Source organism: Mesorhizobium yinganensis, assembly GCF_040081985.1.
GTDB lineage: Bacteria > Pseudomonadota > Alphaproteobacteria > Rhizobiales > Rhizobiaceae > Kumtagia > Kumtagia yinganensis.
Window position 1 is genome coordinate 219,008 of sequence record NZ_JBEBMH010000004.1, and the last position, 21,624, is coordinate 240,631.

A 21,624-nucleotide genomic window follows, 5' to 3' on the forward strand; every position below is an offset into this window, starting at 1 on the left:
AGCTGTCACGGTTCGCGCTGTAGTCCGGCAGCGAACCACAGCGCTTCAACCAAACCATCCACATGGCCTATGCAGGCCCATTCCTGTCGGCTAGTGTCGCTCTGTTGGGGGCAACGTGACGGCAGTGGGGAGCAGTTGCGATAAGATGAATGGGGCGACCAAGAATTCGGGAGGCGATCTTCTCAGGATCGAGAACCTGGGGATTTCGTTCGCCATCGTCGGCGGGCCCGTACACGCCGTGCGTAATGCGAATTTCCGTGTCCTGCCGGGCAAGGTGACCGCGCTGGTCGGCGAATCCGGCTCGGGCAAGTCGGTGATCAGCCAGGCGGTGATGGGTATCCTGCCGAACACGGCGCGGGCGCGCGGCTCGATCCTGTTCAACGATCCCAAGACCGGCAAATCCACCGACATCCTGAAACTCGAACGCGACGGCAAGGAGATACGTGAGCTGCGCGGCAGCCGCATCGGCAAGATCTTCCAAGAGCCGATGACCTCGCTGTCGCCGCTGCACACGATCGGCAACCAGATCGACGAAACGCTGCACATCCATTCCGAACTTGATTCCGCGGAGATAAAGGAACGCACCATCGAGATGCTGGGGCTGGTTGGCTTCCCCAACCCGACCCGCGCCTACACCATGTATCCGTTCGAGCTCTCCGGCGGCTTGCGGCAGCGCGCGATGATCGCCATGGCGCTGCTCTGCCGCCCGGCCCTTTTGATCGCCGACGAGCCGACCACGGCGCTCGACGTTACGATCCAGGCGCAGATCCTGCACCTGCTGCGCGACCTGCAGGAGCGCCTGAACATGGCGATGCTGCTGATCACCCACGATCTCGGCGTCGTCGCCAACGTCGCTGATGAGGTCGTGGTGATCTATCACGGCGAGATCATGGAAGCCGGAACGGTGGAGGACATTTTTCGCCGCCCGACGCATCCCTACCTGAAGGGCCTGATGGCAGCGGTGCCGCATTTCGACATGAAACCCGGCGAGCGGCTGAAGGCTCTGCGCGAGGTGCCGGTCAATGTCGGCAACCTGATCGGTGAGAGGAAGAAGCCCGCAACGGACGCCAAGCCGGACGTGCTGCTGTCGGCGCGCGACCTGGTAAAATCCTACACGACCCGCAAGTCCGGCTGGTTCGGCAAAGGCACGGACAAACCGGTCCGCGCCGTCGACGGCGTCAGCTTCGACATCAAGCGCGGGGAATGCCTGGGCCTGGTCGGCGAAAGCGGCTGCGGCAAGACCACCGTCAGCAAGATCCTGATGCGCGCCGTCACGCCGGATACAGGCTCGGTGCTGTTCAACAGCACCGACGGGCCGGTCGACCTGCTCAGGGCCGAAGGCGAGGCGCTGCGCACCGTGCGCACGAAGATCCAGATGGTGTTCCAGGATCCGGTGTCGTCGCTGTCGCCACGCATGACCGTGCAGAATATCTTGAGCGAGCCGCTGGAAATCCACAATCGTGGGGACGCCGCCTCCCGTCTCCAGAAGGTGATCGCGCTGCTGAAGGCGATCGGTTTGGACGAACGGGCACTCAACCGCTACCCGCATAGTTTCTCGGGCGGCCAGCGGCAGCGCATCGGCATCGCCCGCGCGCTGGCGCTTGGTCCGGAACTGCTGATCTGCGACGAGCCTGTGTCGGCGCTCGACGTTTCGGTGCAGGCGCAGATCCTCAATCTGCTCAAGGACCTGCAGAAGGAACTCGGCCTCACCTATCTGTTCATCTCGCACAACCTCGCCGTGGTCGACTACATGGCCGACCGCATCGCGGTGATGTGCGCGGGGCGCATCGTCGAACTGGCGCCCTGCGAGACCCTGATGGAACATCCGGTCCATCCCTACACGCGCTCCTTGCTGGCGGCGGTGCCGTTTCCGGACCTCGACCGGCCGCTGGATTTCGAAACGCTGCATGTCGCCGGCGCCACCGACCAGACCGCGTGGGGGCCGCAATTCCGATACGATGGCGACGAGGACGCGCTTGTGCCGACCGATCTCGGCGGCGGGCATTTTGTACTGGCGCGCCCCTCGGCCGATGCGAGGGAGCTGGCATGATGATTACGCGCCGCACTGCATTGGGACTGATGGCCGCTACGCTTGTGCCGGGCACGCTGCGCGCGGCGGAGACCGAACCGGAAGCGCTGAAGGCGCTGGTCGATGCCGGCACCTTGCCGAAACTGGCGGAACGGCTTCCTAAGGCGCCGCGCATCATCAACGTCGTCGGTCTCGGCGGCCAGCCGGGACGCCATGGCGGCAAGATCCGCACCATCATAAGCGGCCAGCGCGACATCCGGCTGATGACGATCTACGGATACACGCGGCTGATCGGTTACAATCCCAGGCTGGAGTTCGAGGCCGACGTTCTTGAAAGCTACGAAATCGTCGAAGAGCGCATCTTCACCTTCAAGCTTCGCGACGGCCACAAATGGTCGGACGGAACACCACTGTCGACGGAAGACTTCCGCTATTGCTGGGAAGACGTAATCGGCGACGAGGACCTGACGCCGGGCGGCGTGCCGATTGCCATGCGCGTCAAGGGCGAGCCGCCGAAATTCGAGATCGTCGACCCGCTGACCGTCCGCTACACCTGGGAGGCGCCGAACCCGGATTTCCTGCCCAATCTCGCCGCCCCGCAGCCGATCAACCTCGCCCTGCCCGCCCACTACCTGAAGCAGTTCCACAAGAAATATCAGGACGAGGACAAGCTCAAGGAACTGATGAAGAAGAACAAGGCCAAGAAGTGGAGCGGCCTGCACATCAAGATGTCGCGCACCTACCGGCCGGAGAATCCCGACCTGCCGATGCTCGATCCGTGGATCAATACGACCCAGCCGCCCGCCGAGCAGTTCGTGTTCAAGCGCAATCCTTTCTACCACCGCGTCGATGAGAACGGCCTGCAGCTTCCCTATATCGACGAGTTCGTCTTGAACGTCAGTTCCTCGGCGATCATCCCGGCCAAGACCGGCGCCGGCGAGAGCGACCTGCAGGCGACCGGCATCGACTTCGCCGACTACACATTCCTCAAGGACGCTGAGAGCCGCTATCCGGTCAAGGTCACCCTCTGGAAGAAGATCCAGGGCTCGCGTTTCGCGATCCTGCCGAACCTCAACTACGGCGACGAGGTGTGGCGTAACATCCTGCGCGACGTGCGCTTCCGCCGCGCGCTTTCGGTGGCGATCAACCGGTACGAGATCAACATGGCCTGCTTCTTCGGGCTGGCCAAGGAGAGCGCCGACACCCTGCTTCCGGTCAGCCCTCTGTTCAAGCCCGAATATGCGCAGGCCTGGGCCAGTTTCGATCCCGACAAGGCAAACGCCTTGCTGGATGAAATGGGGTTGGACAAGCGTGATGACGACGGCATCCGCATCCTGCCGGACGGCCGTTCGGCGCAGTTGATTGTGGAGACGCCCGGGGAGAGCAAGCTCGACACGGACGTGCTGGAACTCATTACCGACCACTGGCTGAAAGTCGGGCTCGCGGTATTCATCCGCACCTCGCAGCGCGACATCTTCCGCAGCCGCGCGATGGCAGGCCAGATCATGCTTTCATTGTGGTCCGGCATCGACAATGGCGTCGCGACGGCGGACATGAGCCCGGACCAGTTGGCACCGACCGCGGAAGACGAACTGCAATGGCCTCTGTGGGGCGTCCATTACGTGACCGGCGGCGAACAGGGCACGGCTCCGGACATGCCGGAGGCGGTGGAACTGGTGCGGCTGCTCAGGCAATGGCAGGCCTCCAGCAGCACGGACCAGCGCGCGGCTGCCTGGGAACAGATGCTGAAGATCTACACCGACAATCTGTTTTCGATCGGCACGGTCAATCAGACATTGCAGCCGATCCTATGCTCGGTGAGGCTGCGCAACCTGCCTGAGAAAGGGCTCTACGGCTTCGACCCGACCAGCTACCTGGGCGTCTACAAGCCCGATACCTTATGGCTCGAGGAAGCCTGATCGTGCTGAGATACATTTTCTGGCGCATCGCCATCATGATCCCGACGCTGCTGATCATATCGGCGCTCGTCTTCACCATCATCGAACTGCCTCCCGGCGATTATTTCGAGAGCTACGCCGCCGAACTGCGGGCGCAGGGCGAAGGCGTCGACATGGACAAGCTGAACGCGCTGCGCGCCGAATACGGCTTCGACCAGCCGCCGATCATCCGCTATTTCTATTGGGTCGGCGGCATGCTGACAGGCGATTTCGGCTATTCCTTCGAATACGAGCTGCCGGTTTCCGACGTTGTCGGCGACCGGCTGTGGCTGACCGTGCTGGTGTCGTTCTGCACCATCATCTTTACCTGGCTGATCGCCTTCCCGATCGGCATGTATTCGGCGACCCACCAATATAGCTGGGGCGACTACGGCCTGACCTTCCTCGGCCTGCTCGGCATCGCCATTCCCAATTTCATGCTGGCGCTTATCCTGATGTATTTCGCCAACGTCTGGTTCGGCACCTCGATCGGCCATCTGATGGATCAGCAGTATTTTGGCCAGCCGATGAGTTGGGCCAAGGCCAAGTCGATCCTCGAACATCTGTGGATTCCGGTGATCATCGTCGGCACCGCCGGCACCGCCGGCATGATCCGGCGGCTGCGCGCCAACCTGCTCGACGAACTGCAGAAGCAATATGTGATGACGGCGCGGGCGAAGGGGCTCAGCCCCTTCAAGACGCTCGTCAAATATCCGCTGCGCATGTCGCTCAACTTCTTCATCTCCGACATCGGCTCCATCCTCCCGGCCATCATTTCGGGAGCCGAGATCACCGCAATCGTGCTGTCTCTTGAGACCACCGGCCCGATGCTGATCAAGGCCCTGCAAAGCCAGGACATGTATCTCGCAGGTTCCTTCCTGATGTTCCTCGCCTTCCTCACGGTGATCGGCGTGCTCATTTCCGATCTCGCGCTCGCGCTGCTCGACCCGCGTATCAGGCTGCAGGGCGGGAGCACGAAATGACGACATCGGCATCGCCTCTGCCGGCGCCCGGCGCGCCGCTTCAACACTTCGTCTCCGCGGCGCCTTTCGACCCGTTCTCGGTCGAGGCGATGACGCCGGAACAGGCGAAGGTCTACCAAGCGTCGCAGCTCCGGCTGATGTGGTGGAAATTCAAGCGCCACCGGGTCGCGCTATGGTCGGCGGTCTTCCTCACCGCCCTCTACCTGATGATCCTGATCTGCGAATTCGTCGCGCCCTACAATCTGCACACACGCAACGTCGATTTCATCTACGCCCCGCCGCAGCGCGTGCGCCTGTTCCATGAGGGTAGCTTCGTCGGGCCTTTCGTCTACGGACGCACGATGACGCTCGACATGGACACGCTGAAGCGCAACTACGCCGACAATCCCGCCGACGTGCAGAAGCTGCGCTTCTTCTGCTCGGGCGATCCCTACAAATTCTGGGGCCTGGTCCCCGCTGACTTCCACTTCGTCTGCCCGGCCGAAGGCGGCCAGTTCTTCGCGCTCGGCACCGACCGGCTGGGCCGCGACGTGCTTTCGCGCATCATTTACGGGGCGCGCATATCGCTGACCATCGGCCTGCTCGGCGTCGCTTTCTCCTTCATCCTCGGCATCGTCATCGGCGGTCTTGCCGGCTACAAGGGCGGTGTCTTCGACCTGGTCGTGCAGCGCATCATCGAAGTGCTGCAATCGCTGCCGAGCATCCCGCTATGGATGGCGCTGGCGGCGATCATGCCGGTGACGTGGAGCCCGATCATCATCTATTTCGGCATCACCCTGATCCTCGGCCTGCTGGACTGGACGGGACTGGCGCGCGCGGTGCGCTCGAAACTGCTGGCGCTGCGCGAGGAAGATTATGTGCTTGCCGCCCAGTTGATGGGTGCGAAGACCGGCCGCATCATCGGCCGCCACCTCATCCCAGGCTTCATGTCGCACCTGATCGCGTCCGCGACCATCGCCATTCCCGGCATGATCCTGGGCGAGACGGCGCTGTCATTCCTCGGCCTGGGGCTACGGCCGCCGATCACAAGCTGGGGCATTTTGCTCACCGAAGCCCGCGACGTCAGCGTGATCGCCTTCTATCCGTGGCTGCTGTTTCCAATGGTCCCGGTCATCCTGGTCATCCTCGCCTTCAACTTCATGGGAGACGGGTTGCGCGACGCGGCGGATCCCTATCGGTAGGCTTCGCCGATCCGGCCGCTCAATGGCGGCCGGCGTCACCCCTTCTTGCTTGCCTCGTCATAGGCCTCGGCGAAGTAAGCCAGGAACACGTCCAGCATACCGTTCTCGTGCGGGCCGGTCTTCTGCTCCCAACGCTCTTCGAACAGGTCCCAGGACCGGCTCTTCTTCGACGAGAAGGCGGAACTTCCGACCTTGGCGGAAATCGCCTCCGGGGAAATGTCGTCGAGCAGCCGCGACAACGCTTTCTGCATGGCGGAATAGGTCGCGAGTTCGTGTTTCTTCAAGTCGGCGAAGCCTGCATCGAGGCTGGCCTTGGCACCGAGAAAACCCGGACGCCGGCGCGTGAACATGACGTCGATGATCTCGGGCGCGCTCGGGATGAATTTCAGCGGATTGTTGTCGGTGGCGCCGATCATGGTGCGGCTGGAACTCTTGGTCATCGCCTTGGCGGCGGCGCGGGCGCGCAGCAGTTGCGCCAGATGCTCGACGGCGACCCGCAGGAACTCGCCGACCTCGTGGCCGACCTCGCCGGGATCGCGCGTGGCGAAGGTTTCGGGCGCCACACCCGCTCCCGCCGCCAAGCCCTGAAGAAACCGCACCAGTGCCTGCTGGTCGCCGTTCCCACCGGCGGGGCGTGCCGGCGGGAACGGCTGCGCGGCGAAGGGCATCGCCGGAGTGGCGGCGGCGACAGGTGGGCCGGCGGCGAAGGATTCGCCTGTGGCCGGAGCCGGCCGGGCGCGCGGCGGAGGCGGATCAGCCGCCCCCGGGAAATCCGGCGCTGGCGGAGCATATGCCGGCGCGGGACCTGGCATCGGCTGCGGTGTCCCGGCTCCGAAGGGCGATTGCGGATAGGCCGGGACCGGCGGGCCGGCAGGGTCGGCGAACGGGCCGGCGGCGCCAGGTGACGGTTCCGGCGGGCGCGCCGGCCGCATGTCCGGGAATTCGATGAACTGGTTGGAAAAATCGGCGGCGCGCCTGTGCGCCGGCGGCTCGGGCGTCAGCTCGCGCCGGTCGATCGGCGGCGGCGCCGGCTCGCCGGTGCCCCAGATGTCGTCGGAAGGCGTGGAATACGAACGCTGCGACGGATCGTCAGCGGCGCCCTGCTGCGACGCGAACGATCCTCCGCCAGCATCCTCGACCTCGACGCTGACGATGTAGTTGCCGATGGTAAGCCGATCGCCGGTCTGGAGCCGGTACGGACTTTTCATCCGGGCCGTCGACCCGTTCAGGAACGTGCCGTTGCGCGACACGTCGTAGAGCCAGTAGCCGCCCTTTTCGAACCGCACTTCGCAATGCAGGCCGGAAATGTAGCGGCTGGGGTCGGGCAACGTCCAGTCGAGATGCTGCTGGCGGCCGATCTCGAACCCGCGGTTGCGCGCCTGGTACCGGATCGGGCCGCCATCGGGCAGGGAATCGACACTGTCGATCGTAAGCGTGATCGTCATTAGGCCGCTGCAAATGCCTCAATTCCGCGCCATGCGCAACGCGGAAAAGACTATCGGCCATCGCGGAGAGCGCGCAACAAAATAGCGTACAACCGAAATCGTAGCGCTGAAGCATGGCTGCCCTGCCGGCGGCCGCTCTCAATTTTCCGTCATCTGGATGCCCATCGACACACATGCCTCGAGCACCACCGCGCGCTGCTTCAAGGGCACGCGGGCAATCGCGCTGAGAATTGCGGCGTTGACGGCGCGCGCTGTCAGGAAGGGCGGCGGCACGACGGGCGCCATGCCTGACGGCGCCATCGACCCGCCGCTCCAGCCGGCAGCCAGCGCGATCCAGGCGCCCGGCGTCTTCACCGGCGCGGCCATTCCCGCGTCAAGTGCTGCGTAACGGCGGTCCTCCTCCGGCTCGCGCACCCAGTCCTCCGCCGCCGAGAGCAGGCTGGGGTCCTGGCTGGTCAAGCCTTCCGGCAGATTCTTCAGGCATTGGTGCCCCCACCAGACGGCGACCCGCCTCGGCAGCAGATAGGCGCAGAAGGTGACGGCATCCTCCGGCGTCGGGCTGGTGACCAGGTCGCGCAGATATTCGATGGACGGGCGCTCGGTAGGCGCCGCCGCCATGTCCTCGGCGACGGTGGGAAACGTCTCGAAAAGTTCTCGAGCGGTGGCGAAGCGGAGACGGCTGCTCATCTGTCCGGACCTTCGCTCAGTTGATCTTCACGATGGTGCCGTTGATGATCATCGTCGCACCGGCCTCGTGCTGCGACAACAGTTTTGAATTCGACTTGAACTGCAGGCTGGTGGCAATCTCGACATTGGGCGACTCGATCTTGATGGACATCGGATCCATCGTGATGACGCTCTTGCCGCAGGTGATTGTGATCTTGGTCTTGGCCGTTATCTTGAGTTCGTTGCCGACATCCAGGGTGTCGTTGTTCTTGATGGTGGTCTCGCGGTCGTTCTTGACCAGCCGTTTCTCGTCGTTCTCGACCGTGGAATCGAGATCCTTCTGGCCGTGGAAACGGACGAGTTCCGATCCCTTGGAATCGTCCATGACAAGTTCGTTGTAGCCGCCTCCCCCCGTGGTCGAGTTGGTTTTCCAGCCGGAGATGTTCTTCTTTCCGGGCAGATCGAAGGGCGGCATGTTGTCGGCGTTGTAGACGCTGCCGACGACGATCGGCTGGTCGGGATCGCCTTCCAGGAATTCGACCAGCACCTCGTGTCCGACACGCGGCGTGAAGATCGCGCCGAAATTCTGGCCGGCGAAGACCTGCGCGACGCGAACGCGCCGCGACTTGTCGGATTTGCGGTCCCAATGGAAGCGCACGAGGATGCGGCCGTATTTGTCGCAGTCGATCTCCCCGTCCCCGACCACCTTCGCCGTCTGCGGCCCGCGGATGAAGGGTTTCGGCGTCACCGCCGCCGGCGCGAAAGGCCGGTCGGAGCGCATAAACTCGTAAGCACCCTTGTAGGGTTCACCGCTGCCCGTCCCCGAGCGGTAACTCTCGCCCGTGAAACTGTGAGAGGCCTGAAGCACGAGATATTGTTCGTTCTGGTCGCCCTCGGGATGCTCGACGAGGTTGACCAACGCGCCGGGATAGAAGCTGGCGCAGTCGCCTTGGGCATGAAAATGGCAATCCTCAGCGCGATCGCGGTCGAGTTGCACCTGCGCATAATCGTTGCCGTCCGACTGTTCCACGTAACGGCCGGGGTAGACGTAGCTTTCAAGCGTACCATGCTCGTATTTCGCGTCACCGGTCTTTTCCGCCTTCATATTGGCCGACGGCTTCTTGAAATCGTAGTCGTTGAGCGCGACCTTGCCGGTGGTGAATTTGCGCTCTGGGCGCCAGAGCGCGAGGTGTTCGGTGTTGCGGCGATGCTGGGCGTCGACGGCGATGAAAGGCCGGGTCCCCCGGGGGACGGGAAGATAGGCCGAATTGCCATCGCCCATGATCAGCTTGTGGGCGCCCGCCGTATGCCGGAAATGGTAGCTGATGCCGTGTTCCTCCATCAGCCGGCAGACGAAGTCCATATCGCTCTCGCGATATTGCGCGCAGTATTCCAGCGTCGGATAGCCACGCGACAGCGAGGGCTGGAAATCCGCGAGCCCGCCATGGTCGCCAAACACCTGCTCGATGATCTGCGGCGCCGTCTTCTCATGGAAGATCAGCGAGTTGACGCGCTTGGACAGCATCCATAGCCACGGCCGCAGGATCAGTTCATAGATGTTTCCCTCGACACGTGTTTCGATCCAGCGCGCCTCGGCCAGCATGCCGTCGAAGATTCGCTTGTCATCGTCGACCGTGGTCAACGTCACGGTGCAATGCTTGCCGATCGCGTCGTCGAAGGTGAGGAGTCTTTCCTCCTTGTTGACGGCCTCGATGCGGTATTCGAACAATCGGCTGAGGCCCTCGCTACCTTCGAAGGAAATCAACGCCAGACGATCTTCGCCGAGAGGGGTATCAAGTCGTCCCTTCCGCTTGTCTTGGGTGTAGGAACTGGCCATGGCAGCGAAATCTCCTTGGAGCCGGAGCACCGGTTTCCCAGCGCTTCCTCCCAGCCGACGGACGCAGAAGAAAGCACGCGCAGTTTGGACGATACGGCTGTTTCTTTTCCAGCCTATGTCTCACGGCCCGCGATTCGTATCCAAACCGATCTTCTATAAGGCGTCGAAAGTCTTCAACAATTGGCTGAACGAATGGCGCGGGAAAGCGTCACGCCAAGTTGCTTCGTCAGTTTCGTTGACACAATGTTCCGCCGCTCCTATCATTTTCGTTCAACATTCTCACTAGTATTCGTTAGATGAGGTCTAGGTGCTATGCGCAAGGCAATGTTCGCATCGATCCTCGCCGTCACAAGCTTCTGCGGATTGGGCGTCGCCGCCGCGGGCCCGCAAATGACGTCGGACCAGATCGTAAAATATTTCGGCGAAACCGCCGATCTGGGTGCCAAACGTGGCATCTGTATCGGCACCACGGAAGAATGCAACAAGGATCAGCCGGCTCCGACCGGACTGGACATGCTGATCAATTTCGATCTCAACTCGGCCGATCTCACGCAGCAGGCGCGCGAGAACCTGAACGAGTTCGCGAAGGCGCTGAAGGATGACCGCCTGCGTGCCGCGACCTTCGTCGTCGAGGGCTATACCGATGCTTCCGGCGGAGAACTCTACAATGACGAGTTGTCGACGCGGCGCGCGCAGTCGGTGACGGCATTCCTCCTCGCCAACGGTATCAGCCGGGACAAGGTGGAGGCGATCGGGCTGGGCGAGAAAAACCCTCGCGTCGCCGACCCCTATGACCCGGTCAACCGCCGTGTCGAGATGAGAATCAAGATTCAGTAACCGCGGCGTCGAAACAGCGACACGAAGCGGAAACGCAACGCGCAGTATGGTCAATACAGGCGCTCCGTTCGATGAGCGCCCGTATTGAGATCAAAGACCGCGATGCGATTCGACAGCCTCCTCAACCCCGTTTCAGAGACCGAGCCTTGCGGCCCGGATCTCGATGAGGTTGGCGACGACAAATATCTCAACTACATGCTCGGCGCCGACAACCGGATGCCGACCCGTTATCTCGACGCCGAGACGGGGGCGCCCTTCGACCGCGCCGCCATCGATCTCAAGGCCGAAACGAAATCGATCGGCGAATTCCTCGAACAGACCCGCGACCTCAGGCTTCTGACGCTGGAAGCCCGCTTCCAGGCGCTGGCGGGACAATTGACGGGCTTTTCCGAATCTCTGCAGGCCATTGCCGCGCTGCTCGAGAAATACTGGGACGACGTTCATCCGCGCGGCTACGAAGGCGACTTCACGCTCAGGCAGAACATGATCGGCGTGCTGGAAGACCGCACGACCGTGGTGCTGCCGCTGCAATATGCCCCGATCGTGCGTGACCAGCGGGCCGGACCGATCAGCCTGCGCAATCATGCTGTCGCCATGGGCACGGCGTCGGCGCGCGAGGAAGAACGCAGCCTCGATATCAACCAGATCATCGAGACGTTGCGGAGTGAATCGCACCGCGCTGACATCGAGGCCGTCCACGCATCGGTATCGGCGGCGCGCGGCGCACTGGCTTCGATCCAGTCGTCTTTCGACCAGGGCACGAACTACGAATATTCGCCGAACTTCGAACTGTTGCGCGGCGTGCTCGACCAGTTGCTGAAATTCATCGAGAGCGCCCGTCCCGACCTGGGCGGCCGCGGCGCCGAACCGGAACAGGCGCCGGCCGCCGGCGCGCCGGATGACGACGGAGCGCCGGAAGGCTCCGTCACGGTACCCAACGGCAAGGCTCCCGCTCGCGCCGATGGGATCACCATCGCCGATCACGCGGCGGCGGCGGCCGCGCTTCTGGCGGCCGAGCAGTATTTCGGCCGTTCCGAACCTTCTTCGCCGGCGCTGATCCTCGTGCATCAGGCGCGGCTGCTTGTCGGCAAGCCGCTGGTGGCGGCGCTCGAAGCGCTGCTGCCCGACCACGCGGAATACGCCTCGATCGTCGTGGATTCCTCAGTCGGCTTCGAGTTCAACATGACCAAGATGCGGGCGATCACCGAGGACTATGCGGCAACCGCCGAAGAAGCCGTGCAGGACGCCGACGCGCTACCCGAATTCAAGGCTGACAGCCGGCCCCAGGCGGTGGCGCTGCTGAGCGGCGTCGCGGGCTTCTTTCGCAGTGTCGAGCCCTCCAGCCCCATACCCATGGTGCTTGGCCGGGCAGAACGCTTCACCAGCCAGAATTTCCAGTCGATCATCGCCGATCTGATGCCCAAAAAGGCCTCGGAATGAGCGAAGAAACGGGCATGAAACAGTTTGACAAGGCGCCGCGAATTCGTGTTCCATGCGGCATAAAGAGGAACTGAACGATGTCGGACAGCGGTCAGAAGTTCATCAAGCGCAATCGTCCTCCTCGTGTTCAAATCTCGTATGAGGATCCCTACAACGCCGAGAAGCAGGTCGAACTGCCTTTCGTGATGGGAATACTGTCCGATCTTTCGGGCAACGCTTCGAAAGTCACGAAAGCGCCTATGGCGGAACGGAAATTCTCGAATGTCGACATGGACAATTTCGAGGATTACATGGCGAGCGTCGAGCCTGCCGTGACTTTCCGGACGCCGAACAGGCTCTCCGGCGATGGCAAGGAACAGCTCGGCATCAACCTCACCTTCAAGCGCATGGACGACTTCACGCCCGGCGCGATTGCGAGGCAGGTGCCCGCCCTCAGGGCGCTTCTCGAAGCACGCGAACAGCTCGCCAACCTCCAGCGCTACATGGACGGTAAGGTCGCGGCCGAGGACCAGCTCAAGAAACTGCTCGCCGATCCGGAACTCATGAAGGCGCTTAAAGAGCGCCGCGATGCCGCCGTTGCGGCCAATCCGCCTGCCGACAGCGAAGACAACGCTTAGCGTTTGTCGCAAGGCAGCGAAACATAGCGGAGGCAATACCCGTGGCGACCGAACCTACCCTCGAAAAAGCCCCAAGTGGCGGACCCGCGGTTCAGGAAACCGAGGATTTCTCGGCTCTGTTGAAACAGAGTTTCAAGCCGCGCAGCGAACGCGCGGCGACGGAAGTCGAGAACGCCGTCAACACGCTGGTCCAGCAGGCGTTGGCCGACACCAGCGTGATCAAGGACGACGTGCTCGACACGATCGACGAAATGATCGCGCGGCTCGACGAGAAGCTGTCGGAGCAGGTCAACGAGATCCTGCACAACGACACTTTCCAGCAGATCGAGAGCGCATGGCGCGGCCTGCACTACATCGTCTACAATTCCGAGACGGACGCCAGCCTGAAGCTGCGCGTGCTCAACGTCTCAAAGCAGGAACTCTACCGCGACCTGCGCCTCTATCCGGATGCCAAGTGGGACCAGAGCCCTCTGTTCAAGTCCGTCTACGAGCAGGAATTCGGCCAGCTCGGCGGGCACCCCTACGGCGCCTTGGTCGGCGACTATCATTTCGACCATTCGGCTGTCGACATCCGGCTGTTGCGCGACCTCGGCAAGATCGCGGCCGCGGCGCATGCACCGATGATCTCCGGCGCGGCCCCTGGCCTGATGGGCATGGATTCGTGGACAGAGCTCACCAACCCCCGCGACCTCAGCAAGATATTCGACACGCCGGACTACGCGGCCTGGAAGTCGCTGCGCGACTCGGAAAACTCCCGCTATGTCGGCCTGTGCATGCCGCGCGTTCTGGCCCGCCAACCCTATGGCGCCAAGTCGCTGCCGGTCGAGGAGTTCAATTTCGAGGAGCAGACCGACGGCCATACCGGCCAGAAGTATTCCTGGATGAACGCCGCCTATGCGATGGCGGCCAACATCAACCGGGCCTACAAGGAATATGGCTGGACGGTCCGCATCCGCGGCGTGCAGTCGGGCGGCGAGGTCATCAACCTGCCGACCCACACCTTCCCCACGGACGACGGCAGCGTCGACCTCAAATGCCCGACCGAGATCGCGATCAGCGACCGGCGCGAGAACGAACTCTCGAAGTCCGGCCTGCTGCCGCTGATCCACCGCAAGAACACCGACAAGGCGGCCTTCATCGGCGCCCAGTCGCTGTACCGGCCCAAGAAATACGACAAGGAAGAGGCTACGGCATCGGACAATCTATCGGCCCGTATCCCCTACATGTTCGCGATTTCGCGCTTCAGCCACTACCTCAAGTGCATGGTGCGCGATCAGATCGGCGAGACCAAGGAGCGTCTGGAACTGGAGCGCTGGCTGCAAAGCTGGATCAACCAGTATGTTGACGCCGACCCTGCGAACTCGTCGAACATAACGAAAGCGCGCAAGCCGCTCGCGGCAGCCCGCGTGGACGTTTTCGAAGATGCGGAGAACCCCGGATTCTACGGGGCACGTTTCTATTTACGCCCGCATTTCCAACTGGAAGGCATGGATATCGGCATGAGTCTGGTTTCGCGGCTACCCGCAAAGGCGGGATGACAGCGAATCCTTGGCCGGGATTCAGAGCACTCACAACAACGAACAGCAGCTAATGCGCTGTTTCAACTGTCAGGAGGACTGCTATGGCGCAAGACATGTTTATCAAGATCGGCACGCTGAAGGGCGAAGGCCAGGACAAGGAATTTCCAGCCTGGATCGACGTCCTGGCGTGGTCGCTCGGCGGTTCGCAGAGCGGCACGGCCAGCCAGGGCGGCGGCATGGGCGGCGGCAAGGTGAGCTTGCAGGATTTTTCCTTCACCAAGTACACCGACATCGTCTCCCCCAAGCTCTGGGGCAAGATGTGCACCGGCGAACACTACGACGTCGTCGAGTTCAAGGCACGCAAGGCCGGCGGCAAGCCGTTCGTGTACCTTGAGATCAAGATGGAAGACGTGATCGTCACCAGCGTTTCGACGGGCGGCAGCGGCGGCGAAGACCGTACGACCGAAAACGTCACGCTGAACTTCAAGAAGTTCAAACAGAAGTACAATCAGCAGTCGAAGAGCGGTGGCCTCGAGGCGAGCGACGACTTTGCTTTCGACATCGCCCAGAACACGCAGGCGTAGGACTTTTCAGTCACATCGCCACGCGCGACTGTTCGGATTGCCTTCGATGGGCGAAACTGCCGGCTCGCCAGGGCCGGCAGTTGCCATTTTGGCAATGAGAGGCTGTTTTCAACCCATCTCTGAAGCCGTCTGCCCACAGGGATGAACGGTATGCGAAAACCCAGAAACGAGGGGCATTACCAGGCGCCCCTGATGTCGGCCTTCCGCGAAGCCTTCGAGGCCCGGGACGCCAAGGAGAACGCCGTTCGCGTCGTCGACGGCGAGCGTGTCATCGAGGGCCGCAACTCGCGGCAGCGGCGCAGCGACGAGCCGGCGCTGAAGCGCGACCTGTCGGTCGATCTCGTCGCCCTGCTCAACACCATCAACATGGCCTCGACCGTTCCGCTCGACGGGCTGGACTATGTCCGCGATTCCGTCCTGAACTACGGCCTTCCCGACATCACCCATTTGACCAGCGAGGAAGTCGGTGTCGACGGCATACGCGCGCAGCTCGCGCATGTGCTGACCACCTACGAGCCGCGGCTGATCTCCGAAACCATCAGCGTCGACAAGGAGATCCGCCACAACGAGGTCGACCAGCGGGTGCAGTTCACCGTCTCCGGCGAGATGTTCTGCACGCCGGTCGACGTCGCGGTCAATTTCGTCGCCGAACTGGAGATCAGCTCAGGCAAGGTCAACCTGACCCGGCTGCCGATCTAGCGCCCCGGATGCTGTCGGCATGAACCGCGATTTCCTCGATCTCTACCAGCTCGAACTCAAGCAGCTCTACGAGAAGTCGAGGCAGTTCGCGGAAGAGTATCCCGGCGTCGCGCGCCGGCTCGGCGGGCTGATCGAGGACAAGATGGACCCCGGCATCGCCGGCCTGCTGGAAGGCGCGGCGTTCATGGCGGCGCGCGTCCAGCTCAAGCTCAAGAGCGAGTTCCCCGAATTCACGGCCGCCCTGCTCGACCAGGTGATGCCGGACTACCTCTCGCCGATCCCGTCCGCCGCCCTTGTCGAGGTGCAGCCGGCCTTCGACGACGGCAACCTCAAGGACGGCATCGGCTTTCCCGCCGGCTCTTATGTCGACGCCGTCTATGTCGAGCAGCAGAAGCGCATCTCGTGCCGCTTCCGCCTCTGCAACGCGCTGACCATCTGGCCGCTGCATCTCGAAACCGCGCAATATTTCGCCGCCCCGCCGCCCTTGCAGGCGCTCGGCCTCGAAATCCTCCCCGGCATCGCCGCCGGCCTCAGGCTGGGGTTCCGCCGCCGGACCACAAAACTCACCGATGATCGGCCCGACGTCACGCCGCCCGGCGCCCGAGTGAGCGACCTCCCTCTCGATGTCCTGCCGATCCACCTGGTCGGCACCGAGGTCGATTCGGTGGCTGTCTACGAGCAGATCTTCGCCAATTGCCGGCGCGTCACGCTGCGCTACCTCGACGAGTTCGGCGACCCGCGTTTCGTGCCGCTGCCGCCTGATCTCATCCAGCAGATCGGTTTCGAGGAAGGCGATTCCCTCTTTGGAGAACACGCCCGCGTGTTCGCCGGCTTCTCGCTGCTGCGCGATTTCTTCGCCTTCCCACAGAAATTCCTCGGCTTCCGCCTCGAAGGCCTGCGCAAGGCGCTTTCGCAGGTCAAGGCGCACGCCTTCGACCTGCTGTTCGAATTCGACGCCTCGATCCCGCGCCTGGCCTCCGTGGTGAAGCCGCGCAGTTTCTCGCTCTACACCGCCACCATCGCAAACCTGTTCGAGATGCAGTGCAGCCGCGTGCCGATCCGCCGCAACGAGGCGGAACATCACGTCGTGGCCGACCGCAGCCGCTGGATGGATTACGAGATCTACCGCGTGCTCGACGTCTTCGCCCATTACAGCGGCAGCAGCGACAAGGTGCGCACCTTCCCGCTCTACAGCCTGCCGACCGACAACACGCCGCTCAACGAGGCGCTGTTCCATACGACGCGCCGCCTGCCGCGCCGCGAGACCGTCCAGGAACAGCGCATCGGGGCGCGCACCAGCTATGTCGGCTCGGAAGTGTTCCTGTCGCTGCGCGAGCCGGTCAAGATCGACGAGAAGGACCGCGTGCGAGAACTCAGCGTCCGCGCGCTGGTTTCCAACCGGCACCTGACCGAGCAGCTACCCGTCGGTGAGGCCGGTGCCGATTTCCATCTGGCCGACGACACGTCGCTGCCGCTGCGCTGTCTGGCCGGCCCGACGGCCCCGCGCGAATCCGTGCTCGCCGCCGAGCGCCGCCACCGCACCGGCGCGCCTCCTGGCGCCATCGCCTGGAAGCTGATCAACCTCCTGTCGCTCAATCATCTCGGCCTGACCGACCGTGGCCCGCAGGACCGCGCCGGCGGCCTGCGTGAACTGCTCGGTCTGTTCGCCGATTTCTCCGACGTGGTCACAGAGCGGCGCATCCGCGGCGTCATGGGTGTTTCGAGCCGACCCATCACCAGGCGGCTCAGGCAGGCAAACGGCTTCAACGCGGCGCGCGGCGTCGAGATCACCGTAAAATTCGACGAGCGCGCCTTCGAGGGCAACGGCATCATGCTGCTCGGAGCCGTGCTCGACCGCTTTTTCGCCGAATACAGCTCGATCAACAGTTTCACCGAGACGGTGATCGAATCCGCGCAGCGCGGCATCGTCAAGCGCTGGCCGCCCCGCGCCGGCAATGGCGAAACGCTATGAGCTATCGCGACGACCTGCGCGCCGATCCCTACGGCTTCGACTTTTTCGGGACGATGCGCGAGTTCGAGCGGTCGAGCCCGGACAAGCCGCGCATCGGCGAAAACCGGGTGCTCGCGGAAGAGATCGTCAGCCTGGGGCAGGACCCTTTCCTCGAATTTCCGGCCTCCAACCTCAGCGGCTACGAAGACGCTCCAAACGGCCCGCCGAAGGTCCGCACCCGCTTCCTCGGCTATTTCGGCCCGCAGGGAGCCCTACCGCTCAGCACGACCGTCGAGGCGCATCACTGGTCGTCACAGCGCGACCAGTCCTACGTGCATTTCACCGACATCATCTCGAACCGCTTCCTGCAACTGTTCTTCCGCGTGTGGGCGGATGCGCGGCCGATCGCCCAGGCAGACAGGCCGGATGACGACCGTTTCTTCAACTATGTAGGCTCCCTGACAGGCGTCGGAACGGAAGCTTTCCTCGGCCGGGATTCGGTCGAGGACATCGCAAAAGTGTCGTTCGCCGGCCTCACTGGATCGCGCATCAAGAGTGCTGTGCGCCTGCGGCAACTGATCGAGAGCATCCTGCAGGTCAAGGCCGAGATCGAGGAGCGCATCGGCAGTTGGCTGGTCTTCGAACCCTCCGACCAGATGGCGCTGGGCTCGCGCCATTCCGGGCTCGGTGTCGATGCCGCGCTAGGCGTGCGCGCTTATTCGATCAACGACAAGATTCGGATCAGGATATCAGCCACCAGCCTCGAGCAATACAAGAGGCTGCTTCCGGCCGGCGAGCTTTCCGAGATCCTCACCGACCTCGTCTTCTATTATCTTGGTCACCGCTTCGATTTCGACGTAGAATTGGGCCTTGACGCGGCCTTGGCGCCGCCAGTCCGTCTCGGTGTGTCCGGCGAATTGGGCTGGACCTCGTGGATGACGCCGAAAAGGCCGCCCGAAGGCGAAAAGATTTACCTGAGCGACGCGCGTTTCGATCCGATGGAACGGCGGCGCGAGACGATCGCGAGAGAAGCCAAGGCAGCCGCGCGGACATAGGGCCTGCTTGAAACGGGAGGACGCCAGTGAGCGACATCAGCCTTGAAACGGTGACCGGCAAACTCAACCGGGTCGGCTACGACGCCTTCATGCAGGCCTTGCGTCAGGCGAAGGGCGCGGGCAACCGCAACCTCGAACTGGCGCACTGGCTCTATCACATCCTCGCCAACGACCGCTCGGACATCTCGCTGACCGTCGATCATTTCAAGCTCGACAAGGCGAAGCTGCTGAAGGACCTCGCCTCGACCATCGACGGTTTCCGCAAGCAGGAAACCGAGATGCCCGGCATCTCGACGCAGATCACCGACAGCCTGGACCGCGGCTGGTACTACGCCACCCTGTTCTTCGGCGAGACGCAGATCAGAACCGGCCATCTGCTGATCGGCATCCTCAAGTCGCGCGAATTGCGCCGCGCCCTGCAGCAGCTTTCGGCGCAGCTCAGCCAGCTCAACGACGACATCATCGCCGCGGAATCGCGAAAGATCTGGGGCCAGTCGGACGAGGAGAACCTTCGGCCGATGGATGGCTCGGGCCTTTCGGCGCGGCCGGCCGGCGCACCCGCCGGCGACACGCCGGCCTCTCGCGGCACTACGGCGCTCGACCGTTTCTCCGTCGACATGACGGCGGCGGCCGCGGCCGGCAAGATGGACCCCGTGGTCGGCCGCGACGACGAGATCAGGCAGATCATCGATGTGCTGATGCGCCGACGGCAGAACAACCCGATCCTCACCGGCGAGGCCGGCGTCGGCAAGACGGCGGTGGTCGAAGGCTTTGCCCAGCGGCTTGCCGACGGCGACGTGCCGCCGCAGTTGAAGGGCGTTCGGCTCTGCGCCCTCGACATCGGCCTCATGCAGGCCGGCGCGTCGATGAAGGGCGAGTTCGAGCAGCGCCTGCGCTCGGTCATCGACGAGGTGCAGGCGTCGCCGACGCCGGTCATCCTGTTCATCGACGAGGCCCACACGCTGATCGGCGCGGGCGGCGCGCAGGGCACAGGCGATGCCGCCAACCTGCTCAAGCCGGCGCTGGCGCGTGGCACGCTGCGCACCATCGGCGCGACCACCTGGGCCGAATACCGCCAGTATTTCGAAAAAGACCCGGCGCTGACGCGGCGCTTCCAGCCGGTCAATGTCGACGAGCCTTCGATCGAGAAATGCACCTATATGCTGCGCGGCATTCTTGAGCCGATGGAAAAGCATCACGGCGTGCGCATCTCCGACGAGGCGGTCATGGCTGCGGTGTCGCTGTCGGCGCGCTACATCCCCGCCCGCCAGCTTCCTGACAAGGCGGTCAGCCTGCTCGACACCGCCTGTGCGCGCGTCGCCATCAGCCAGTCGACGACGCCGGCCGCCGTCTCCGATATGAAGGCGTCGATCGAGTCGCTGCGCAAGGAACTCGTCGCGCAGGAGCGCGAGGCCGAACTCGGCCGCAACGATGCCGAGCGCATCGAGGAATTGAAGGAAGAGATCAGGGAGACCGAGGCGAAGCTTTCCGATCTCGAGGCGCATTTCGCACGCGAAAAAGGCATCGTCGACGAGATCATGGCGCTGAGGAAAACCTTGGCCGCCTCGGTTGCGCCGGAGGGCAGCGACGTTGGGCCGGCAATCTCTGCCAACGACAACGCCGAAGCTGTCGCCGCGAACGACGATTCCTCAGCCGCTCCACCCGCCGATCCCAAAGCGGAACTCGGCGGAAAACTCTCGCAGCTCGACGAAATCCATCCCGACAGCCGCATGATCTATGCGCATGTGGACGAGCAGGCGGTGGCGTCGGTCGTCTCCGACTGGACCGGCATTCCGGTAGGCCGCATGGTCAAGGACGAGGTGCAGACAATCCTGCAGCTTGCCGAGATCATGGGCCGACGCGTCGTCGGCCAGTCGCACGGGCTTTCGATGATCGCCAAGCGCATTGAGACCAACCGCGCAAAACTCGACAATCCGAACAAGCCGATCGGCGTGTTCATGCTCTGCGGCCCCTCCGGCGTCGGCAAGACCGAGACGGCGCTGGCGCTGGCGGAGTCGCTTTACGGCGGCGAGCAGAACATGATCACCATCAACATGAGCGAGTTCCAAGAGGCTCATACCGTTTCCGCTCTGAAGGGCGCGCCTCCCGGCTATGTCGGATACGGCGAAGGCGGAAGGCTTACGGAAGCGGTGCGACGAAAACCCTACAGCGTGGTGCTGCTCGACGAAGTCGAGAAGGCGCATCCGGACGTGCACGAACTGTTCTTCCAGGTCTTCGACAAGGGCCAGATGGAGGACGGCACCGGGCGGCGCATCGACTTCAAGAACACGCTGATCATCCTGACATCCAATGTCGGCACCGAAGTGATCATGCAGATGGCCGAGGAAGGCAAGACGCGCCCCGACCCGGAAACCTTGAACCAGGCGCTGCGGCCATCGCTGCTGCAAGTCTTCCCGCCAGCGCTGCTCGGTCGTCTGGTTACAATCCCTTATTTCCCGTTATCTGGAGACATGCTGGGCGGCATCGTTCGGTTACAACTCAATCGCATAAAAAAGAGGATCGAAGAAAACCACGACGCGGACTTCACCTACACGGACGCCGTGGTCGAGCATATCGTATCGCAATGCAGGGACCCGGATTCGGGCGGACGCATGATCGATAACATCATCACCAACACGCTCCTGCCCGAACTGTCCCGGCATTTCCTCAATCGCGCGATGGAAAAGCTGGAGATTTCGCGCGCCGCCGTCGACATCAAGGATGGCGCCTTCGCCTACGAGGTCGGGTGACAATCCGACTTCGGACACGTTTTCGAGCATTCATGGAATGTGACCCGCGCGAAAAGCGCGGACGGCACCGTCATGGATAGAGAACAGCGGCGC

General features: G+C 63.0%; 16 protein-coding genes. 13 read left to right on the forward strand and 3 right to left on the reverse strand.

Annotated elements, in window-relative coordinates:
* Nucleotides 1-145 precede the first annotated feature (145 nt).
* The 4 genes from ABMA59_RS11165 to ABMA59_RS11180 are packed head-to-tail and all read left to right on the forward strand — an operon-like array spanning nt 146 to nt 6,130.
* Nucleotides 146-2,050: an ABC transporter ATP-binding protein gene (locus ABMA59_RS11165; protein ID WP_349005420.1), complete on the forward strand. Its 1,905-nt coding sequence runs from the start codon at nt 146-148 to the stop codon at nt 2,048-2,050.
* Nucleotides 2,050-3,948, forward strand: a complete 1,899-nt coding sequence (locus ABMA59_RS11170; RefSeq protein WP_349005562.1) for an ABC transporter substrate-binding protein — start codon at nt 2,050-2,052, stop codon at nt 3,946-3,948. The genes ABMA59_RS11165 and ABMA59_RS11170 overlap by 1 nt, the downstream gene beginning before the upstream one ends.
* 2 nt (nt 3,949-3,950) lie before the next feature.
* Nucleotides 3,951-4,949: an ABC transporter permease gene (locus ABMA59_RS11175; RefSeq protein WP_349005421.1), complete on the forward strand. Its 999-nt coding sequence runs from the start codon at nt 3,951-3,953 to the stop codon at nt 4,947-4,949.
* Nucleotides 4,946-6,130 (forward strand): ABC transporter permease, encoded by a 1,185-nt coding sequence (locus ABMA59_RS11180; protein WP_349005422.1) that lies wholly within the window; start codon nt 4,946-4,948, stop codon nt 6,128-6,130. Before ABMA59_RS11175 ends, ABMA59_RS11180 begins: the two co-directional genes overlap by 4 nt.
* A 35-nt stretch (nt 6,131-6,165) precedes the next feature.
* On the opposite strand, the gene tagH is transcribed toward ABMA59_RS11180, so the two are convergent.
* From tagH to ABMA59_RS11195, 3 genes are all read right to left on the reverse strand, one after another.
* Complete coding sequence (gene tagH, locus ABMA59_RS11185) at nt 6,166-7,575, reverse strand: type VI secretion system-associated FHA domain protein TagH (RefSeq protein ID WP_349005423.1); 1,410 nt, start codon at nt 7,573-7,575, stop codon at nt 6,166-6,168.
* A 138-nt stretch (nt 7,576-7,713) separates the two neighbouring features.
* Complete coding sequence (locus tag ABMA59_RS11190; RefSeq protein WP_349005424.1) at nt 7,714-8,262, reverse strand: DUF6931 family protein; 549 nt, start codon at nt 8,260-8,262, stop codon at nt 7,714-7,716.
* A 16-nt stretch (nt 8,263-8,278) separates the two neighbouring features.
* The gene (locus ABMA59_RS11195; protein ID WP_349005425.1) at nt 8,279-10,078 is read right to left on the reverse strand and encodes a type VI secretion system Vgr family protein; all 1,800 of its coding nucleotides are present in this window, start codon (nt 10,076-10,078) and stop codon (nt 8,279-8,281) included.
* Between the two features lie 312 nt (nt 10,079-10,390).
* Here ABMA59_RS11195 and ABMA59_RS11200 point away from each other — a divergent pair, with 312 nt between their 5' ends.
* From ABMA59_RS11200 to tssH, 9 genes are all read left to right on the forward strand, one after another.
* On the forward strand, nt 10,391-10,915 hold the full coding sequence (locus ABMA59_RS11200) for an OmpA family protein (protein ID WP_349005426.1): 525 nt from the start codon (nt 10,391-10,393) through the stop codon (nt 10,913-10,915).
* Nucleotides 10,916-11,017: 102 nt separating this feature from the next.
* Nucleotides 11,018-12,355: a type VI secretion system protein TssA gene (locus ABMA59_RS11205; RefSeq protein WP_349005427.1), complete on the forward strand. Its 1,338-nt coding sequence runs from the start codon at nt 11,018-11,020 to the stop codon at nt 12,353-12,355.
* Nucleotides 12,356-12,432: 77 nt separating this feature from the next.
* Nucleotides 12,433-12,972 (forward strand): type VI secretion system contractile sheath small subunit, encoded by a 540-nt coding sequence (gene tssB, locus ABMA59_RS11210; protein WP_349005428.1) that lies wholly within the window; start codon nt 12,433-12,435, stop codon nt 12,970-12,972.
* Between the two features lie 41 nt (nt 12,973-13,013).
* Nucleotides 13,014-14,510, forward strand: a complete 1,497-nt coding sequence (gene tssC / locus ABMA59_RS11215) for a type VI secretion system contractile sheath large subunit (protein ID WP_349005429.1) — start codon at nt 13,014-13,016, stop codon at nt 14,508-14,510.
* An 83-nt stretch (nt 14,511-14,593) separates the two neighbouring features.
* Complete coding sequence (locus ABMA59_RS11220; RefSeq protein WP_349005430.1) at nt 14,594-15,076, forward strand: Hcp family type VI secretion system effector; 483 nt, start codon at nt 14,594-14,596, stop codon at nt 15,074-15,076.
* Between the two features lie 150 nt (nt 15,077-15,226).
* A complete protein-coding gene (gene tssE, locus ABMA59_RS11225) occupies nt 15,227-15,775 on the forward strand; it encodes a type VI secretion system baseplate subunit TssE (RefSeq protein WP_349005431.1) in 549 nt (182 codons plus the stop codon).
* Between the two features lie 19 nt (nt 15,776-15,794).
* Complete coding sequence (gene tssF / locus ABMA59_RS11230; protein ID WP_349005432.1) at nt 15,795-17,747, forward strand: type VI secretion system baseplate subunit TssF; 1,953 nt, start codon at nt 15,795-15,797, stop codon at nt 17,745-17,747.
* The gene (tssG, locus tag ABMA59_RS11235) at nt 17,744-18,781 is read left to right on the forward strand and encodes a type VI secretion system baseplate subunit TssG (RefSeq protein WP_349005433.1); all 1,038 of its coding nucleotides are present in this window, start codon (nt 17,744-17,746) and stop codon (nt 18,779-18,781) included. The genes tssF and tssG overlap by 4 nt, the downstream gene beginning before the upstream one ends.
* A 26-nt stretch (nt 18,782-18,807) precedes the next feature.
* Nucleotides 18,808-21,531, forward strand: coding sequence for a type VI secretion system ATPase TssH (gene tssH / locus ABMA59_RS11240; RefSeq protein ID WP_349005434.1), 2,724 nt, complete (start codon nt 18,808-18,810; stop codon nt 21,529-21,531).
* Nucleotides 21,532-21,624: the final 93 nt, after the last annotated feature.

Coding starts and splice junctions, on each gene's coding strand:
- ABMA59_RS11190 (WP_349005424.1), bottom strand. CDS start 8,262: ATGAGCAGCCGTCTCCGCTTCGCCACCGCTCGAGAACTTTTCGAGACG.
- tssG (WP_349005433.1), top strand. CDS start 17,744: ATGAGCTATCGCGACGACCTGCGCGCCGATCCCTACGGCTTCGACTTT.
- ABMA59_RS11180 (WP_349005422.1), top strand. CDS start 4,946: ATGACGACATCGGCATCGCCTCTGCCGGCGCCCGGCGCGCCGCTTCAA.
- ABMA59_RS11170 (WP_349005562.1), top strand. CDS start 2,050: ATGATTACGCGCCGCACTGCATTGGGACTGATGGCCGCTACGCTTGTG.
- ABMA59_RS11220 (WP_349005430.1), top strand. CDS start 14,594: ATGGCGCAAGACATGTTTATCAAGATCGGCACGCTGAAGGGCGAAGGC.
- ABMA59_RS11165 (WP_349005420.1), top strand. CDS start 146: ATGAATGGGGCGACCAAGAATTCGGGAGGCGATCTTCTCAGGATCGAG.
- tssF (WP_349005432.1), top strand. CDS start 15,795: ATGAACCGCGATTTCCTCGATCTCTACCAGCTCGAACTCAAGCAGCTC.
- ABMA59_RS11195 (WP_349005425.1), bottom strand. CDS start 10,078: ATGGCCAGTTCCTACACCCAAGACAAGCGGAAGGGACGACTTGATACC.
- tssE (WP_349005431.1), top strand. CDS start 15,227: ATGCGAAAACCCAGAAACGAGGGGCATTACCAGGCGCCCCTGATGTCG.
- ABMA59_RS11200 (WP_349005426.1), top strand. CDS start 10,391: ATGCGCAAGGCAATGTTCGCATCGATCCTCGCCGTCACAAGCTTCTGC.
- tagH (WP_349005423.1), bottom strand. CDS start 7,575: ATGACGATCACGCTTACGATCGACAGTGTCGATTCCCTGCCCGATGGC.
- ABMA59_RS11205 (WP_349005427.1), top strand. CDS start 11,018: ATGCGATTCGACAGCCTCCTCAACCCCGTTTCAGAGACCGAGCCTTGC.
- tssB (WP_349005428.1), top strand. CDS start 12,433: ATGTCGGACAGCGGTCAGAAGTTCATCAAGCGCAATCGTCCTCCTCGT.